Below are 16,762 nucleotides of genomic sequence, written 5' to 3' on the forward strand. Positions count from 1 at the left end.
GCTGGCCCCGAGATGAGTCATCCCTAGAGCTTCGAGCTCTCTAAAGGGTTGTCGTAGACGACGACGTTGATAGGCAGGGTGTGTAAGCGCTGTGAGGCGTTGAGCTAACCTGTACTAATTGCCCGTGAGGCTTAACCATACAACACCCAAGAGGTTTTGGGTTGGACTTAAAATAAGCCAGTTGATTGTGGCGAGAACAAACAGCTTTCTAGATTTAGGAACGAATTTATCAAATACATCCTTGTATTTGACCCTGACGGGCCGCACTGAAGTGCGTTAAATTTTGTTCCAGACAAAATTTTGCTTGGCGACCATAGCGCTTTGGACCCACCTGACTCCATGCCGAACTCAGTAGTGAAACGAAGCAGCGCCGATGGTAGTGTGGGGTCTCCCCATGTGAGAGTAGGACATCGCCAGGCTTTGATTATAAATTGTGACTGTTGCTTGCGATTTTTGATAGCTACGATGCTCATGTACTGACGTACACTGCGCGTCTCGCTTCAAAACTCCCGTCACACAGACACAATTTAAGCATCAAAGCGGATATGCGTAAGACTTTGATGAGAAAACACCAAGCCCTGACCTTATGGTCTGGGCTTTTTTGTATCTTGAGAGTGCATCAGCCCTGCGCGTCTCGATTCAACATCCTCATCGCATCAAATAAGATAACCTAATTAAAGCTGCTAAATGTAAGACTTTAATTAGCAGAAACACCAAGCCCTGACCTCACGGTCGGGGCTTTTTTGTATCTTGAGGGTGTATCAGCCCTATGCGTCTCGCTGCAAATGCTCATCACACAGACACCAACCGACACTTTTCCACATTTCTGACTACCTAATAGGCCGTATAAGGCTTGGATCGCTATGCTGAGAACTGGCTGACGTGGGTTTTATCCATGCTGGATAGGCGTAAACACCTGATCGTACCGATGTCGTTATGCGTATTAAAACGAGATTAGGAGGGACGTTTATGGTGACGCTATTTTATGACAGTTTGTGCCCGTTATGCGTCAAGGAAATGCGCAAGCTGTCACGTTGGGATAAAAACCAACAGCTCATACTGGAAGATATCCATCATCCCGATTTTGCAGCACGTTTCCCCGATGTGGATCCCAAAGCCGCTAATCGCATTTTGCACGCCAAAGATAGTCAAGGACAGATGGTGTATGGTTTAGACGCAACCTATGCTGCATGGCACGCGGTAGGCAAGGGGTATTGGGTGAGTTGGTTACGCTGGCCCGTGATCGCTTGGTTTGCGGACAAAGCTTATTTGTTTTTTGCCCGCCACCGGTATCGGATCTCTGCATTATTAACCGGGCAGGCGCGTTGCCAACAGTGCCAACTGAAATAAGGAAGGTTATGTCTTTGAGTGTGTTCGGCCATGATGACATCATGAGCATGGAAAAGCGTTATCGCGCAGCCTTTATCAATAGTTTGTCAGGCTTTAAGTCAGCAAACTTATTGGGTACCTGCGACGCTGAACGACAAACGAACTTGTGTATGGTTAGCTCTGCTTTCCACTTGGGCGCGAATCCGGCGTTAATGGGAGTGATTATCCGACCTGATACCGTGGTGCGGGACTCTCTTGAAAACATTCGTCAGTTAGGTGTGTATACACTCAACCATGTGAGTGAGGCGATGCTCACTGCCGCGCATCAAACATCTGCACGCTATCCTCACGACGTCTCAGAATTTGATCAAGTGGGTCTGACGCCATTATGGCGAGAGCGCTTCAATGCCCCTTACGTGCAAGAAGCTGCGGTGCGCTTGGGATTAGTGTTGAGAGAAGAGCATACGCTGGCAATTAATGGTACACATTTACTGATCGGAGAAATCAGCGAAGTTCATGTGCCAGAATCGTGTGTCAAAGATGATGGCTACGTAGATATTGAACAAGCAGGCAGCGTTGCGGTTAGCGGTTTAGATAGCTACCACCGTACCGCACGCATTGGTCGGCTTAGCTACGCCAAACCGGATTGTTTCCCCGAGTGGCTTGATTAGCGGGTGCGCGCCATGTAGTGGGCATCGACAAACTCGCCATTGCGGAACGCAAACTGTTTGGCGGTGCCTTCAATTTCAAAGCCAAATTTTTGATAGAGGTGGATCGCAGCCGGGTTATCCGTATAAACGGTTAGCTCTATCCGTGATACGTTCAGCCAGTTTTCGGCTAAATCGATCGCTTTTTCCATGAGCGCACTGCCTATGCCGCGGCCTTGATAGGCATCATGAACGCCCATGCCAATATCTGCAACGTGGCGACGGCGAGGATTCGCGGCAATGACGAAGCCGAGATTACCGACCACTTTACCTTCCAGCTCGGCAACCAATGGGTATACGCCATCTGGCACGTTATTAAGCCGTTTTTCCCACATGGCGAGGCTTGGCATCGGCAATTGTAAGGTGCCTGCTTGCGCCTTGGGTTGCGCATAGATATCGCGTATCGCCGGAATGTCGTCGGCGTGGTATTGACGAATAATCAGAGACATAACACATCCTTGTGGTGAGCTTTCTCTCTAATAAGCCATGGAAGCAAAAATAAATCAACAGCTTATATTAATTAAGTCACTGATTATTCACTCTAAATGCAGATCAAGCGGGGTTTTACTCGCTCGCCCGCCAATCTCTCGGGTCAGTCGGGGGACCAAATAGCCGGAAAGCTGGCCGATAATGTCTTGCATTAAGGCGCGCGCTTTATCGTCTGAGACTAAAAAGTGAGCGGCGCCTTGGACTTTATCCAATACATGCAGGTAGTAAGGCAAAACGCCAGCCTCAAACAGCCGTTGGCTCAGTGCCACCAACGCATCCGCACTGTCATTCACGCCTTTGAGAAGCACGCTTTGATTAAGTAGCGTGATGCCTGCTTGTCGCAGCATGTGGAGTTTGTGGGTTAATTCTGCATTAATCTCATTGGCGTGGTTGATGTGGGTGACGAGCACCACTTGTAAACGTGAGCGTGATAAGCGCTCGGTAAACGCAGAGGTGACACGAGCGGGGATCACCACAGGTAGCCGTGAATGAATGCGGAGTCGCTTAACATGCGTTATGCCTTCTATGGCGCTGATGAGCCAATCGAGCTCCTCATCTTTGGCCATCAGCGGGTCACCACCGGATAAAATCACTTCATCAATCTCTTGATGGGCGGCGATATAGTCCAGCGCCCCTTGCCATACGCGTTTACTGCCTTTGTTGTCTTGATAAGGGAAATGGCGGCGGAAGCAATAACGGCAATTGATTGCACAGCCTCCTTTAACGATCAGTAAGACACGGTTGTGGTACTTGTGTAACAACCCAGGAATCGCATTGTCTTGCTCTTCCAGTGGGTCAGCGCTGAACCCGTCAACGTCATTAAACTCGTCGGCAATAGGGAGGACTTGCTTTAGCAGTGGATCATCAGGGTTTCCTTTTTCCATCCTAGCCACAAAACTGCGTGGCACACGTTGGGCAAAAAGGCGACGAGCACTAAATCCTGCCTCCCAGTCGGATGGTGAAATTTCAAGCAGTTGCAGCAGTTCCTTGGGATCTGTGATCCCCTCTGCGAGTTCTTTGATCCAGTTTCGCTCAACAGCAGGCTGGATTCGGGTTATGATGTGCGACATTTGTGAAAACTCGAAGATGTTAAGAGGATCAAGATGGCGTCTTTCAGCACCAATGAATTCCGCGGCGGATTGAAAATTATGCTCGATAACGAGCCGTGTGTCATTACCGAAAATGAGTTCGTGAAGCCGGGTAAAGGCCAAGCCTTCAACCGGGTTAAAATCCGTAAGCTGATTTCCGGTAAGGTTCTAGAGAAAACATTCAAATCAGGTGACAGCGTTGAAGCTGCCGATGTGATCGATGTGGAAATGGACTACCTCTACACAGATGGTGAGTTCTATCACTTCATGAACAACGAAACCTTTGAGCAAATCGCTGCCAACGAGAGTGCAGTGGGTGATAACGTCAAATGGTTAGTTGAAAACAACACCTGTACACTCACGTTGTGGAATGGTGACCCAATCGTGGTTACCCCACCTAACTTCGTCGAACTTGAAGTGACTGAAACCGATCCGGGCCTAAAAGGGGATACCCAAGGTACTGGCGGTAAACCCGCGACACTGATCACAGGGGCCGTTGTTCGTGTGCCTTTGTTTATTCAAATCGGTGAAGTCATCAAAGTGGATACGCGCTCGGGTGAGTACGTGAGCCGCGTAAAATAACTGGCATTGCGAATGTCCGATAAAAAAGCCCTGACCGAAATGGCTCAGGGCTTTTTTGTATGCTTAGGCGCTATACGACAAGGACGAGTAGCGCGGCAGCGACGCTGACGGCAAAGGCGATGGCATAGCAAACCACTTTCCCTGCCAGCCCCACGTGCAGTTTAAGATCATGTAAACCATGATGGATGCGGTGCATGGCATGCCACATCGGTAAGGCAAGGGTCGCCAAGATCAGCAACTTACCTAACCAGTGCTCTGCGAACATCATCACACGTTCGTAACTTAGGGCGGATGGGTCGATGATCCCAAGTGGGATCAAAACACCCAAAATCAAGACAGTAATTGGTGTGAACATGGCAAACCATGTACCGCCTGCACCAAACAAGCTCCACCATACCGGCTCGTCGGAGCGCTTAGGTTTTAAATCAATCATAACGCCTCCTAAATGAGCACCAAGGCCAGTAACGAAATCACCGCAACGGCTCCCCATTGCGCCCCAATCACCCACTTGCCGTCGAGCAATTTTCCTTTGATACGAATCGGCATCACTTGCGGCATCATGCTAAAAAATGTCGTGGCATGAAACAGGCTTGCCGCTAGAGCGACCACGTTTAATAGGATCACCACAGGGTGGGCCATATAATCCAGCCAGCTTTGCCACGCTTGAGGGCCTTGTACGAGACAAATCAAACCCGCAGTGAGGCTCAGTGTGAAAAAGACCAAAGGCAGTACCGTGGCCTCGCGGACCATATAAAAGCGATAAAACGGATGATGCAGCCACCAAGTACGAGGCATGGGCCGCACATAAGGTTTACGGTTACTCATCCTGTTATCTCCTTGCCTTCTTTATTGGGATTAAACATGGCGATCACCATATCTTGGGTAGAGGCAACCTTGCCTTGGTTGACCGCGCCCGCCGGATCGACACCTTTCGGGCAGACTTTTGAGCAGTAGCCCACAAAGGTACATCCCCATGCCCCGTTATCGCTGTTTATCAGTGGCATACGCTCATGTTGTCCCCCATCTCGGCTATCGAGGTTATAGCGATGGGCGAGGGTCAGTGCGGCTGGGCCGAGGAAGTCTGGGTTGAGACCAAACTGCGGGCAAGCGGCGTAACATAAACCACAGTTAATGCAGGCGGCAAATTGCTTATAGCGCGCCATCTGCTCAGGGGTTTGTGTGTTAGGGCCGTCTTCAGGACGACGGTCGTTGCCGAGAATATAAGGTTTGATCGCTTCCAAGCGCTCAATAAATGGCGTCATGTCGACAATCAAATCTTTTTCGATCGCAAAGTTTGCTAGCGGCTCAATCAGTACGCCGTTAGGGTAATCGCGTAAAAAAGCCTTACACGCGAGTTTAGGCACGCCATTGACCATCATGCCGCACGAGCCGCAAATGGCCATGCGACATGACCAGCGATAAGCCAATGACTTGTCGAGGTTGTCTTTGATATAGCCCAGCGCATCAAGCACAGAGAAGGTGTCGTCTCCGGGGACGACAAACTCCTGCGCGTAAGGTGCATCATCTTTTGCAGGATCGTAGCGAAGGATAGAAACTCTATAGGTAGCTTGCGTCATTGTGCTTGCTCCTCTTGTTGTCCCTCACTGGCCGCTTGAGCCTGCTCCGCAGCATCACCATACAAGCGGTCTTTCGGTTGAGACTTGGTGATCTTCACGTCACTGTAATCAATCCGTGGGCCACCCTCGGGTTGGTAAAATGCCAAGGTGTGCTTGAGGTAGTTGTCATCATCACGGGTTGTGCAGCCATCATCAAGGCGTTGATGGGCGCCACGAGACTCGCGTCGCTGAATGGCAGAATGCGCCATGGCTTCGGCCACTTCGAGCCCGTAACCTACTTCGATGGCATACAACAAGTCGGTGTTAAACACACTGCCTTGATCTTGGATGCTGATCTGTTGATAGCGAGCTTTCAGTTCGGCGATTTTATCAATCGTGGCTTGCATTAGATCTTCGCGACGATAAATACCACAGCCGGATTCCATGGCGTCCCCCAGCTCTTTGCGAATATCTGCCCAGTTTTCTTCGCCTTGATGGCTCAAGAGCTTATCAATGCGTGCTTTAACGTCTTGGATCTGGGCATCGATCGCCGCTTGATTCCACCCCGTAAACTCACGCGTACGTTGTGCGGCACCTTCTCCGGCGAGTCGACCAAATACGGCCAGCTCAGCCAGTGAATTCGATCCTAAGCGATTGGCTCCGTGTAGGCCGACGGAGGAGCATTCGCCCACCGCAAAGAGTCCTTTTACGCGGGTTTCGGTCTGGGCATTGGTTTCTATGCCCCCCATGGTGTAGTGGACGGTCGGACGAATTGGGATTGGCTCTTTGGCCGGATCGACGTTGACGTACGCTTTGGCTAATTCACAAATAAACGGCAACCGCTCTTGTAAGAAGTCTTCACCTAAGTGGCGCAAATCAAGGTGCACCACATCACCTAATGGATGCTTGATGGTGTTCCCTTTTTGTTGCTCGTGCCAAAAGGCTTGTGAGACTTTATCGCGCGGCCCCAACTCCATATATTTGTTTTTTGGCTCGCCCACGGGTGTCTCTGGGCCAAGGCCATAATCTTGCAAATAGCGATAACCATTTTTGTTGACAATAATCCCCCCTTCACCGCGACAGCCTTCGGTCATCAAGATGCCAGTGCCGGGCAAGCCTGTGGGGTGATACTGCACAAACTCCATATCACGTAATGGAATACCATGGCGATAAGCCATCGCCATGCCATCACCGGTAACGATGCCACCATTGGTGTTACAGCTGTACACCCGGCCAGCACCGCCGGTGGCGAGCACCACAGATTTGGCTTTAATGCAGACCAGTTCACCTTCTGCCATATGCAGGGCAATGAGGCCTTGGATCTGGCCATTATCCACGATTAAGTCGACCACGAAGTATTCATCTAAACGCTGAATTTGTGGGTATTTAATCGAGGTTTGGAACAAGGTGTGAAGCATATGGAAGCCGGTTTTATCGGCGGCAAACCATGTACGCTCGACTTTCATGCCGCCAAAACGGCGAACATTGATGCTGCCATCGTCTTTACGGCTCCAAGGGCAACCCCATTGCTCTAATTGGATCATCTCTTCGGTGCAGTGCTTGACGAAGTAGTCCACAACGTCCTGCTCGCATAGCCAGTCACCGCCGCTAACGGTGTCATTAAAATGGTTGTCTAGGCTGTCTTCATCCTTGATGACGGCAGCCGAGCCACCCTCTGCAGCCACAGTGTGTGAGCGCATCGGGTAGACCTTGGACACCAGGGCAATATTGAGAGACGGATCCGCCTCAGCGGCCGCAATGGCGGTGCGCAGTCCAGCGCCACCGGCGCCAATAACTGCAATATCTGTGGTGATGGTCTGCACGTTCATCCTCCAGTGTAGGGAAAGCCAGTGCTTGGCTTGTTTATTGTTCTGCCGACATGGTAGGCAATCCTCTCCGAGTAAAAATTGATTCAGTTGGGGAATTGCAGCGATTTTGCGGGCATGGGGGTTAAATTGCATAAAACTGTGAGGTGGGTCGTTAAGTGTCGGCGAACCATGAAAAAACAGCGTTTGCTTACAAACAGAATGCGCATAGTGCCACGTTTATGTCGTGCTTCATCTTGGCGTGCTGGTTGTTATTCGCCAGCGTGACGCTAGACTGACGCCATTCGCGTAATGAGAGACTGATATCATGACTCAAGCCTGTTCATGGCAGCCAACGGCCTCAATAACACAGTTGAAAAAACGATCGGCCATTATTGCCCGCATTCGTCAATTTTTTGCTGAGCGTGCGGTATGGGAAGTCGATACCCCAGCGTTGAGCCAAGCGGCGGTGACGGATGTGCACCTGCACAGTTTTTCCACCTCACTGGTCGGCCCGGGCTTTGCCAAGGGGCTGCCTTTGTATTTGATGACCAGTCCAGAATTTCATATGAAACGATTACTGGCGGCGGGTAGCGGCGCCATTTATCAAATCAGTAAGGCGTTTCGTAATGAAGAGGCGGGGCGTTATCACAATCCAGAATTTACCATGCTCGAGTGGTATCGACCGGATTTTGACCATCACCAGTTGATGGATGAAATGGATGCGCTGTTGCAAGCGGTACTCAAGTGCCAAGGTGCGACGCGAATGAGCTACCAAGCAGCTTTTCAATCATGCACTGGACTTTGTCCATTACGCGCGGATATTGACCAGCTGCGAGCCCTTGCTGCTACCCAAGGGCTTGCCGATATCACTGAGGATGAAACCGACAAAGACACCTTGTTGCAACTGCTTTTCTCGGTGATGGTTGAGCCAAATATTGGTCAGCAGGCGCCGGCTTTTGTTTACGACTTTCCGGCGTCTCAAGCCGCGTTAGCCAAAATCAGTGAGGCGGATCCACGTGTTGCACACCGCTTTGAGGTGTATTTTCAAGGCATTGAACTCGCTAATGGGTTCTATGAGCTTCAAGATGCGCAGGAGCAGCGCCGCCGCTTTGAGGCGGACAATGCGATGCGAGTGGCAAGAGGTTTGCGCCCGCAACCTATCGATCAACACTTACTCGCCGCCTTGGAAGCGGGGCTGCCGGATTGTGCTGGGGTCGCGCTAGGGATAGATCGCCTTGTGATGCTCGCGCTCGGTTGTGATCACATTGATGCGGTGACCGCGTTTCCTGTCTCACGCGCGTAGCGCCGTAAGAAAAACGCCACCTCGCGGTGGCGTTTGAAAGGCAAGGGCACTCACCTAGACTTTAAATTTTGACAGGTCTTGGTGCATGTCACGTGCTGCTTGCGCCATGCTTTCGCCTTGGTCCCCGGTTGCACTTGCTTGTTGGTGGATCTCATAGGAGAGATCTTTCACCGCTTGGGTGTTGCGGTTGATATCGTCAGTCACCGCACGTTGCTCTTCTGCGGCGCTGGCAATTTGGATCGCCATTTCAGAAATCGTACTGATTGCTGTGGTGATCTGATTGAGTCGTTCGCTGGCCGCTTCTGCGCGCTCAACACTCGATGTCGCCATATTATTACTTTGCATCATGTCATCCACCGCACGTTGGGTGGTGTGCTGCAAGGTCTCAATCATGTTGCGAATTTCTTCGGTCGAGTCATGGGTGCGCTGGCTGAGCACTCGCACTTCATCGGCCACAACGGCAAATCCACGCCCTTGCTCACCCGCGCGTGCTGCTTCGATGGCGGCGTTCAATGCTAACAAGTTGGTCTGTTCTGCGACACCTTGAATGGTCGCAATGATTTGGTTGATGCTCTGAGCATTTTCATCCAATTCACGAATGACATTGGTGGCCCGTTCTACTTGATCGGCCAATTGGGTGATCGCATTTCGGTTATCGCTTACCACACTTAACCCTTCTTGACACGACTGTTCGGCTTGTTGGGCGGAGGTAGCGGTGTCTTCAGCGTGACTGGCCACTTCATTGGCGGTGGCGGACATCTCATGGATAGCGGTGGCAATCTGGTCAACATCATTTTGCTGCTTATCAACCAATTGGCTTGATTGCAGGGCATGCGTGCGACACTCTTCTGCGCTTTGCGACAGGGTCATGCTCTGATTGACCGCTTTACCGACCATTTGCTGAAGTTGGGCGAGAAAGGCGTTCATGTATTCGGCCAGTTCACCAATTTCGTCCTGACGAACAATATTAATGCGTTGGGTCAGATCGCCTTCACCCGCGGAAAGGGCATGGACGGCGCCGGTTAACTCGCTTAATGGCTTCAGGAGCTGTTTGATTAAGGCACCGGCAATAAACGCGATCACGATAAAGAGGATCACGGAGGCGACCACCACAAAGGTGATTTGCTCTGACACGGAGGCATAGGCGTCGCTCTTATCTTCGACAATCCCCAAGGTCCAATCGGTATTCGGCACGTCAATGGCTGCGAGTAACTTGTCTTCACCCTTTAAATCAAAGGTCACCAGTTTGCCCTGACGACTGGCACTGTCTATAAATGCTGGCGTCAGTTCCGCATCGAGCTCGGTGAGAGGTTGTCGACTGAGTTCGGTATCACGGTAAGCCACAATACTGTTGCTGCCATCGACTAAAAACGCAAAGCCATTGCTGAGCTTGAGGTTTAGGACCTGATCGACAATGTCGGTGACGGTCACGTCAGCGGCAATCACCCCTTGATAGCGGCCATTAAAGGATTTCGCTAAGCTGACCACCAGACTGCCATCAAAGTCTTGATAAGGCTCGGTAATAATCAGCTCGCTGCTCTGATTGGCGTTCTTATACCAAGGGCGAGTGCGAGGATCGTAATCTGCAGGCCAATCTTCGCTTTTGTCGCCATATGCGATACGACCATCACTGAACCCGGCATAGACAGACAAAAAGTGTCCGGCGCGCTTGGTGACGAGCAACTCACGGTCAACATTGGGTTGATTGGCAATCAAGGATTCATTGGCCAACAACATATCCGCACGGGTACTTAGCCAGCTATCGATGAACTGTGCAGTGGCATCGCCGACGTCTTGCATCTGTTTAGTGATGCTGCTGGTGGTTTCGTTTTGTAATTGTCGGACTGAAATGGTGGCAAGCACCGCACTGACCAAGGCGACGATCAAGGCGATGGCCACAATGATTTTCAGTTTTATGGTTGGTTTGGGCATAGACACATTTCCACATCTAAGAGATTAGACTGATTGTAAACGTGTCGTTTGCAGTAAAATCCGATCAGTTATGCAATTTGTGTCAGTGCGCAGTGAAAAGAGGTAGAGAGGTGTGGGATTTGTGATCTTACTGCCAGTGGATGGAGGAGGCAGCCTACGTGGATAGGCTGCCGTTTGGACTAGACTTTGAATTTGGACAAGTCGCCATGCATTTCTTGCGCGGCGTTGGCCATATATTCTCCTTGCTCACCGGTGTCGGTCGCTTTTTGATGGATCTCCAGTGACAAATCGCGCACGGCTTGGGTATTTCGGTTAATGTCTTCGGTGACGGCCCGCTGTTCCTCTGCCGCACTGGCAATTTGTGCTGCCATTTCGGAAATGTCCCCAATCGCACGGGTGATCTCGTTCAGTTTGTCACTGGCTGACGCAGCCCGTTCGACACTGGAGGTTGCCATTTCGTTACTTTGTGTCATGCCATCTACCGCACGCTGCGTTGTACTTTGTAGTGTTTCAATCATGTTGCGGATCTCTTCGGTAGAGTCATGGGTACGCTGACTGAGCACGCGCACTTCATCGGCGACGACCGCAAAGCCACGCCCTTGTTCACCGGCACGGGCGGCCTCAATCGCGGCGTTCAAGGCCAACAAGTTGGTTTGCTCGGCGATATCTTGAATGGTGGAGATAATTTGATTGATGCTTTGTGAGTTGGTGTCTAATTCGCGAATTACGTTGGTGGCTTGATCAACGTGTTCAGCTAGCTGGGTGATCGCCTCACGGTTATCTTCCACCACGGTGAGCCCATCACGGCAGGCACTTTCTGCATCTTGCGCGGAGCGTGCCGTCAGCTCGGCATGGCTGGCGACTTCATTCGCGGTAGTGGACATTTCGTGAATGGCGGTGGCAATTTGATCCACATCGCCTTGCTGCTGACCGACTAAGCCGCTTGATTGGTGCGCCAGTTCTCGACATTGCTCAGCACGCTCTGAAAGCGCCACACTTTGCGAGACGCTACGACCAATCATGGATTGCAGTTGTTCTAGAAACGCGTTGACGTGGCCAGCCAGTTCACCAATCTCATCATGACGCACAATATCGAGGCGTTGAGTGAGGTCACCGCTCCCTTTCGATAGTGAGCTGACCGCGTGCGTCAATTGGGTTAGCGGCGCCAACATGCGATGGATAAGCGCACCGGCAATCAGGGCAATGATGACAAACAGAATCACGGACGTGATGAGGGTCGAAATAATTTGTTCAGACACGGATGCAAAGGCGAGCTCCCTGTCTTGCACCACCCCTAAGCTCCAGTTAGCCCCTTCGACATGAGTGATGGCGACCAGTTTTTTGCGACCGTCGCTATCAAAAACTATACTCTGTAACGCATTGCTATTGCGCGCCTGTTGAATAAACGCAGGCGTGAGTTCATCATCGACTTGGGTGAGCGGTTTATTACTGAGCGTAGTGTCTCGGTAGGCTACAACGTTATTGTTGCTGTCTACGAGAAACGCGAAACCGTTATTCGGCATTTTGACGTTGAGCACTTCTTCAACAATGGCATTGACCGATAGATCGGCCGCTATCACACCTTGGAAACGGTCGTTAAAGGCTTTGGCAAAGCTGATAACCATCCCTGCGCCATTGGCGTCAATATAGGGTGGGGTGATGATTAAGCCATCCGCTGCGCTTGCTTTCTTGTACCAAGGGCGAGTCCGAGGGTCATAGTTAGCCGGCCAGGTTTCGGTTTTATCCCCGAACGCGACGGAGCCGTCGGAAAAACCTGCGTAAACGGTCAGGAAATTACCTTGTCGTTTGGTTAAGAGCAGTTCGCGATCCACATTAGATTGACTGGCAATGAGCGGCACATTGGCCAGGAGCATTTTACTGCGAATATCTAGCCACTCATCAATAAAGTTACTGGTGGATAAGGCGGTATCGCGCATTTGAGCGGTGACATTTTGTTGTGTTTCGTCTTTTAGCTGGGTCACGGAGAACCACGCTTGAACCACGCTAACTAAGGCCACGACCAAAGCAACAGCAAGTAATATTTTGGTCTTAATGGTGAATTTCATGAAACGTCCCTCGTACTACCACGTTTACGACTCTTTTATTGAGTATTTGCTTAATTGTAGAAAGCTTGAGCCAGGGGTGATAATAAATTTATAAAAAAACTCCCTGTGCAAAGCGACGCCTAAGGCTGTTGGCATGCACATTGTTCTAGTTATCATATTTTTAACACTGACAAAACAGAGGGTTGTTTGTTTTGGAGGCAACGCAAACAACCCTGGCTGATGTTGAGATGTTACGTCTATGTTAGCGCGAGGACGGCTGCATAGACTAAGCCTAAGCCACTGATCCCAAGAATCGTACCGACTTTGACTAAATCACGGCTGTCGATGAAGCCGGTGGAATACGCCAAAGAGTTGGGCGGGGTAGAAACCGGCAGAATCATCCCTAATGAAGCGGAGAAAGCCACCACGACGAGCAATCCTTGCATGCCACCCACATTCACCAGTGATGGCATAGAGGTGGCAATGGCCGCCGCAATAGGCATCAATAAGTTAGCTGTCGCGGTATTCGACATAAAGTTTGCCATGAGCCAACAAATAATGGAGAGGGTGACCAATACTGTCATAGCCGTTAATACGCTGTAGTCCACGGCATGCGCTAATGCGGCAGCAAGGCCGGTTTCGTCTAGCGCAATACCCATCGCAATCCCGCCGGCGACGAGCCACAGGACATCCCAATTAATCAGCTTTAACTCGGCCTTGCCCATGATCCCTGTCAGGGTGAACAACGCGAGCGGGATCACCGCGACCACATAGGTATTCATGCCATGTAGGCTGGTGGTTAGCCACAGCGCAATGGTCAGCGCAAAGGTGGCATAGACGGTATACGCTTGCCAGCCCCGTAGAAATTTGCCTTCCAGTGCCAGTGTGATTTCGGTTTGTGGACTGCGGAATAAGCGCTGTAGTAACCACCATGCAAACGCCAATTGGATCACCACAAAGGGTAGGCCCATTTGCATCCATCCCAGAAATGAGATGCTGTATTCGCCGGTGAGATACTGCAGAGCAATGGCGTTGGGCGGCGTCCCGATTGGCGTTGCGATTCCACCGGTATTGGCGGCAACCGGAATACACAAGACCAAGGCTTTAATCGCAGGATCGCCTTTCGGGAGTACACTCAAAATCGGTGCCAGTAGCGCCAGCATCATCACCGTGGTGGCGGTATTGGACATGAACATTGAGAACACGGCGGTGATAAGCATCAAACCCAGCATGATAAATTTGGGGTGCTTGCCAAAGGGTTTGAGTAATACGCGGGCAAGGTTGATATCTAACTCATATTTGGAAGCAGCAATAGCCAGCGAGAAGCCCCCCATAAATAGAATAATGATGGGGGAAGAAAAGGCGCTGAGAATATCGGTATAAGGGATCAATTCGCCCCGCGGATGATGCGCCGTTTCGCCGCGAAACCAGTGTAAGCCTTTATCGGAGATCATCACCAATTGCAGGGTAATGATCAGCAAAGAGGTTGAAAATACTGGCACAGGTTCAAGAACCCACAGTAAGGCCGCCATCAGGAAGATCGCCAATAAACGGTGCTGAATCAAAGTGAGGTTGGCGATAGGTAACCAGTCGGTTGGAAGTAGGAGCAGCAACAATGGCAGCCCGAGCGAGACAAGTAACTTAGTAAAACGAGCATTGACCACAAATACGCCTCATAAGGGTTGATGTTGTGAGTGCGGGCTGACCATGCGCCAGCACGCCGATGCATCACAGGTGTATTGATGGGATCAATGATACGGATTTAAGAGGGAATTAACGGGAAAGGTCTCCGAATTTGGCGACAAAAAAGGGGCATAAATGCCCCTTATCTCACAATTTTCAGCTGTTATGCCTGGCGGTGCGCGTAAGGCTGTCCCATTTGTGTTGGGGAGCCGGGAGCGACGTCATCATGAAAACGGATTGCCCCTGCTGGGAACAGGTTAATCACAGTTGAGCCGAGTTTAAATAGACCCATTTCATCACCCTGAGCAAAGCGGATAGCTTGTTCGCCTTCTGTCGGGTATTCCCAACGGCGAATGCTGCCACCGGTTGGCGGAGTGACTGTACCCGCCCATGTAGTGGCAATACTGCCCACAATGGTTGCGCCCACCAAAACTTGCACCATAGGCCCAAATTCAGTCTCAAATACGCACACTACACGCTCGTTACGGGCAAACAAGTTCGGCACGTTCTCTGCCGTTAGTGGATTGACGGAAAACAAATCGCCGGGGATGTAGACCATTTCACGTAACACGGCATCACATGGCATGTGCACACGGTGATAGTCACGCGGTGACAAGTAAAGGGTGGCAAAGTGACCCTCTTTAAACTGGTCGGCAAGGGCGTGATCGCCACCGACGAGTTCAGTGACATCAAACGAGTGGCCTTTGGCTTGGATAATACGTCCTTGCTCAATCAATCCGGCTTGACTGACGCACGCATCGGCGGGATAGACCAACGTCTCTGCATCGCCATCAATGGGGCGTAACGCGGGCTTGAGCTCTCGCACGAAAAAGTCGTTAAAGGTGCGATAGTAGGCAGGGTCACTGACTTTGGCCTCACTCATATCGACCTGATATTGCTTGATAAACCATTTGATCACAGCAGTGGTCAACCATCCACCTTTAAGGCTGGCTAGTTTCCCCATCATTCGGGTAAGGGCATGTTTCGGCGCTATATATTGCAGGCCGACTTTCAAATCGTCTCGCACGGTTATGTCCTGAATGGTTAAAGAATGTTTACGCGCCTTGCAGCGGCTAAGCCGCGCAGTGTAGCCAATCCGATGACGAAGTGACAGAGGCGCGTTGTTGGATCAGTTTTGCTTGTTACGTGAAAACTGACGGTTGTCTTTGGCTTCTTTCATGCTCTCGATAATGCGGTGATAGCTATCAAACCGCTCGACGCTGATATGGCCATCTTCCACAGCTTGTCTCAACAAGCAACCTGGATCATCGCCGTGCTTACAATCACGGAATTTACAGCCACCCAGATAGTCGCGAAATTCGACAAAGCCTTGTGCGATTTGTTCCGGCTCTAAATGCCATAAACCAAATTCTCGCACGCCAGGGGAGTCAATAAGATCACCCCCTTGGTCAAAATGATACAAACGCGCGGCGGTGGTGGTATGTTGGCCCAACCCTGAGTTTTCAGAGACGTCACCAATTTGCGCATCCACATCCGGCAGTAGCGTATTGACCAAGCTTGATTTTCCCACGCCGGATTGGCCGACAAAGACACTCACATGTTGATCGAGATGGCGTTCTAGCGCCTCTATCCCTTCGCCGGTATCGGCACTCACCAACACGATGGGATAGCCAATATCGCGATAGATGTCGAGTAATTCGTCCACCATTTCACGCCCCTCGCTATCTAGCAAATCGACCTTGTTGATTACGATTAGAGGACGAATATTCAAGACTTCGCAGGCAATCAAATAACGATCAATAATATTCAGTGATAACTCGGGCAAAATCGCGGCTACGATGATCACTTGATCGATGTTAGCGGCAACGGGTTTTACGCCATCATAGTAGTCGGGACGGGTCAGAACCGATTGGCGTTCATGCACTGCCTCGACAACGCCGGCAATGCCATGCAGGGTTTCTTTTCCCGGACGCCAAACCACACGGTCGCCAGTTACCAAGCTTTGCACGGTACGACGCAGATTGCAGCGATGGATGATTCCAGTTTGCGGATCCTCGATATCAGCGTGTTGGCCAAATCGCGTGATCACACGTCCCTCGCGTGCATTTTCTAGCAGCGCGTCATCCCATTGCACATCATTATCTTGCTGTTTGATCCGACGTTGTTGGTTGGATCGCACGCGCCGTAGTTGGCCTTTGGTAAGCTTTTTCTTTTTTGCCACGATGACTCTTATCGGTTAAGTTGGCTTTCATATCAAGCACAGTATGATACATGGTTTA

General features: G+C 50.8%; 15 protein-coding genes and 2 rRNA genes. 6 read left to right on the forward strand and 11 right to left on the reverse strand.

Annotated features, from left to right (window positions below; translation table 11 throughout):
- From BZG82_RS06525 to BZG82_RS06540, 4 genes are all read left to right on the forward strand, one after another.
- A 23S ribosomal RNA gene (locus tag BZG82_RS06525) occupies positions 1–139 on the forward strand; the annotation flags it as partial.
- A gap of 164 nt (positions 140–303) precedes the next feature.
- Positions 304–419: ribosomal RNA gene (gene rrf, locus BZG82_RS06530) — 5S ribosomal RNA — on the forward strand.
- 550 nt (positions 420–969) lie between these two features.
- Entirely contained in the window at positions 970–1,350 is a 381-nt protein-coding gene (locus BZG82_RS06535) for a thiol-disulfide oxidoreductase DCC family protein (RefSeq protein ID WP_077674704.1), read from the forward strand.
- 8 nt (positions 1,351–1,358) lie between these two features.
- Positions 1,359–2,000, forward strand: coding sequence for a flavin reductase family protein (locus BZG82_RS06540; RefSeq protein ID WP_077480419.1), 642 nt, complete (start codon positions 1,359–1,361; stop codon positions 1,998–2,000).
- Here BZG82_RS06540 and BZG82_RS06545 read toward each other — a convergent pair.
- Both BZG82_RS06545 and epmB read right to left on the reverse strand, forming a co-directional pair.
- A complete protein-coding gene (locus tag BZG82_RS06545) occupies positions 1,997–2,485 on the reverse strand; it encodes a GNAT family N-acetyltransferase (RefSeq protein WP_077765437.1) in 489 nt (162 codons plus the stop codon). The two genes, BZG82_RS06540 and BZG82_RS06545, sit on opposite strands and share 4 nt — an antisense overlap.
- An 87-nt stretch (positions 2,486–2,572) precedes the next feature.
- Positions 2,573–3,595, reverse strand: a complete 1,023-nt coding sequence (gene epmB / locus BZG82_RS06550) for an EF-P beta-lysylation protein EpmB (RefSeq protein ID WP_077480418.1) — start codon at positions 3,593–3,595, stop codon at positions 2,573–2,575.
- A 33-nt stretch (positions 3,596–3,628) separates the two neighbouring features.
- On the opposite strand from epmB, the gene efp reads away from it, so the two are divergent.
- Positions 3,629–4,195: an elongation factor P gene (gene efp, locus BZG82_RS06555; protein ID WP_069586864.1), complete on the forward strand. Its 567-nt coding sequence runs from the start codon at positions 3,629–3,631 to the stop codon at positions 4,193–4,195.
- 70 nt (positions 4,196–4,265) lie between these two features.
- Here the strand turns inward: efp and frdD are convergent, their stop codons facing one another.
- Genes frdD through frdA form a run of 4 tightly spaced genes read right to left on the reverse strand, consistent with a single transcriptional unit; the run spans position 4,266 to position 7,574 of the window.
- Positions 4,266–4,628, reverse strand: coding sequence for a fumarate reductase subunit FrdD (frdD, locus tag BZG82_RS06560; RefSeq protein ID WP_077458292.1), 363 nt, complete (start codon positions 4,626–4,628; stop codon positions 4,266–4,268).
- An 8-nt stretch (positions 4,629–4,636) separates the two neighbouring features.
- Positions 4,637–5,020, reverse strand: a complete 384-nt coding sequence (gene frdC / locus BZG82_RS06565; RefSeq protein WP_077765438.1) for a fumarate reductase subunit FrdC — start codon at positions 5,018–5,020, stop codon at positions 4,637–4,639.
- A complete protein-coding gene (locus tag BZG82_RS06570) occupies positions 5,017–5,772 on the reverse strand; it encodes a succinate dehydrogenase/fumarate reductase iron-sulfur subunit (protein WP_069589731.1) in 756 nt (251 codons plus the stop codon). The genes frdC and BZG82_RS06570 overlap by 4 nt, the downstream gene beginning before the upstream one ends.
- Positions 5,769–7,574 carry a fumarate reductase (quinol) flavoprotein subunit gene (frdA, locus tag BZG82_RS06575; protein ID WP_077765465.1) on the reverse strand — a complete coding sequence of 602 codons (1,806 nt, stop codon included), beginning with the start codon at positions 7,572–7,574 and terminating at the stop codon, positions 5,769–5,771. Before frdA ends, BZG82_RS06570 begins: the two co-directional genes overlap by 4 nt.
- A gap of 310 nt (positions 7,575–7,884) precedes the next feature.
- On the opposite strand from frdA, the gene epmA reads away from it, so the two are divergent.
- Positions 7,885–8,862 (forward strand): elongation factor P--(R)-beta-lysine ligase, encoded by a 978-nt coding sequence (gene epmA / locus BZG82_RS06580; protein ID WP_077662837.1) that lies wholly within the window; start codon positions 7,885–7,887, stop codon positions 8,860–8,862.
- Between the two features lie 54 nt (positions 8,863–8,916).
- Here the strand turns inward: epmA and BZG82_RS06585 are convergent, their stop codons facing one another.
- From BZG82_RS06585 to rsgA, 5 genes are all read right to left on the reverse strand, one after another.
- The gene (locus BZG82_RS06585; RefSeq protein ID WP_069589729.1) at positions 8,917–10,794 is read right to left on the reverse strand and encodes a methyl-accepting chemotaxis protein; all 1,878 of its coding nucleotides are present in this window, start codon (positions 10,792–10,794) and stop codon (positions 8,917–8,919) included.
- Positions 10,795–10,973: 179 nt separating this feature from the next.
- Entirely contained in the window at positions 10,974–12,860 is a 1,887-nt protein-coding gene (locus BZG82_RS06590) for a methyl-accepting chemotaxis protein (RefSeq protein ID WP_077765439.1), read from the reverse strand.
- 236 nt (positions 12,861–13,096) lie between these two features.
- Positions 13,097–14,503 (reverse strand): SLC13 family permease, encoded by a 1,407-nt coding sequence (locus BZG82_RS06595; protein WP_077480413.1) that lies wholly within the window; start codon positions 14,501–14,503, stop codon positions 13,097–13,099.
- A 182-nt stretch (positions 14,504–14,685) separates the two neighbouring features.
- Positions 14,686–15,549, reverse strand: a complete 864-nt coding sequence (gene asd, locus BZG82_RS06600; protein ID WP_077765440.1) for an archaetidylserine decarboxylase — start codon at positions 15,547–15,549, stop codon at positions 14,686–14,688.
- A 102-nt stretch (positions 15,550–15,651) separates the two neighbouring features.
- Complete coding sequence (rsgA, locus tag BZG82_RS06605) at positions 15,652–16,704, reverse strand: small ribosomal subunit biogenesis GTPase RsgA (protein ID WP_077765441.1); 1,053 nt, start codon at positions 16,702–16,704, stop codon at positions 15,652–15,654.
- Positions 16,705–16,762 lie beyond the last annotated feature (58 nt).

The sequence above is a fragment of the Salinivibrio sp. PR5 genome (assembly GCF_001996085.1).
GTDB classification, from domain to species: domain Bacteria; phylum Pseudomonadota; class Gammaproteobacteria; order Enterobacterales; family Vibrionaceae; genus Salinivibrio; species Salinivibrio proteolyticus.

Excerpts from the sequence above, each read along its gene's own strand:
- BZG82_RS06535 (WP_077674704.1), top strand. The coding sequence starts at position 970 with ATGGTGACGCTATTTTATGACAGTTTGTGCCCGTTATGCGTCAAGGAA.
- BZG82_RS06540 (WP_077480419.1), top strand. The coding sequence starts at position 1,359 with ATGTCTTTGAGTGTGTTCGGCCATGATGACATCATGAGCATGGAAAAG.
- BZG82_RS06545 (WP_077765437.1), bottom strand. The coding sequence starts at position 2,485 with ATGTCTCTGATTATTCGTCAATACCACGCCGACGACATTCCGGCGATA.
- epmB (WP_077480418.1), bottom strand. The coding sequence starts at position 3,595 with ATGTCGCACATCATAACCCGAATCCAGCCTGCTGTTGAGCGAAACTGG.
- efp (WP_069586864.1), top strand. The coding sequence starts at position 3,629 with ATGGCGTCTTTCAGCACCAATGAATTCCGCGGCGGATTGAAAATTATG.
- frdD (WP_077458292.1), bottom strand. The coding sequence starts at position 4,628 with ATGATTGATTTAAAACCTAAGCGCTCCGACGAGCCGGTATGGTGGAGC.
- frdC (WP_077765438.1), bottom strand. The coding sequence starts at position 5,020 with ATGAGTAACCGTAAACCTTATGTGCGGCCCATGCCTCGTACTTGGTGG.
- BZG82_RS06570 (WP_069589731.1), bottom strand. The coding sequence starts at position 5,772 with ATGACGCAAGCTACCTATAGAGTTTCTATCCTTCGCTACGATCCTGCA.
- epmA (WP_077662837.1), top strand. The coding sequence starts at position 7,885 with ATGACTCAAGCCTGTTCATGGCAGCCAACGGCCTCAATAACACAGTTG.
- BZG82_RS06585 (WP_069589729.1), bottom strand. The coding sequence starts at position 10,794 with ATGCCCAAACCAACCATAAAACTGAAAATCATTGTGGCCATCGCCTTG.
- BZG82_RS06590 (WP_077765439.1), bottom strand. The coding sequence starts at position 12,860 with ATGAAATTCACCATTAAGACCAAAATATTACTTGCTGTTGCTTTGGTC.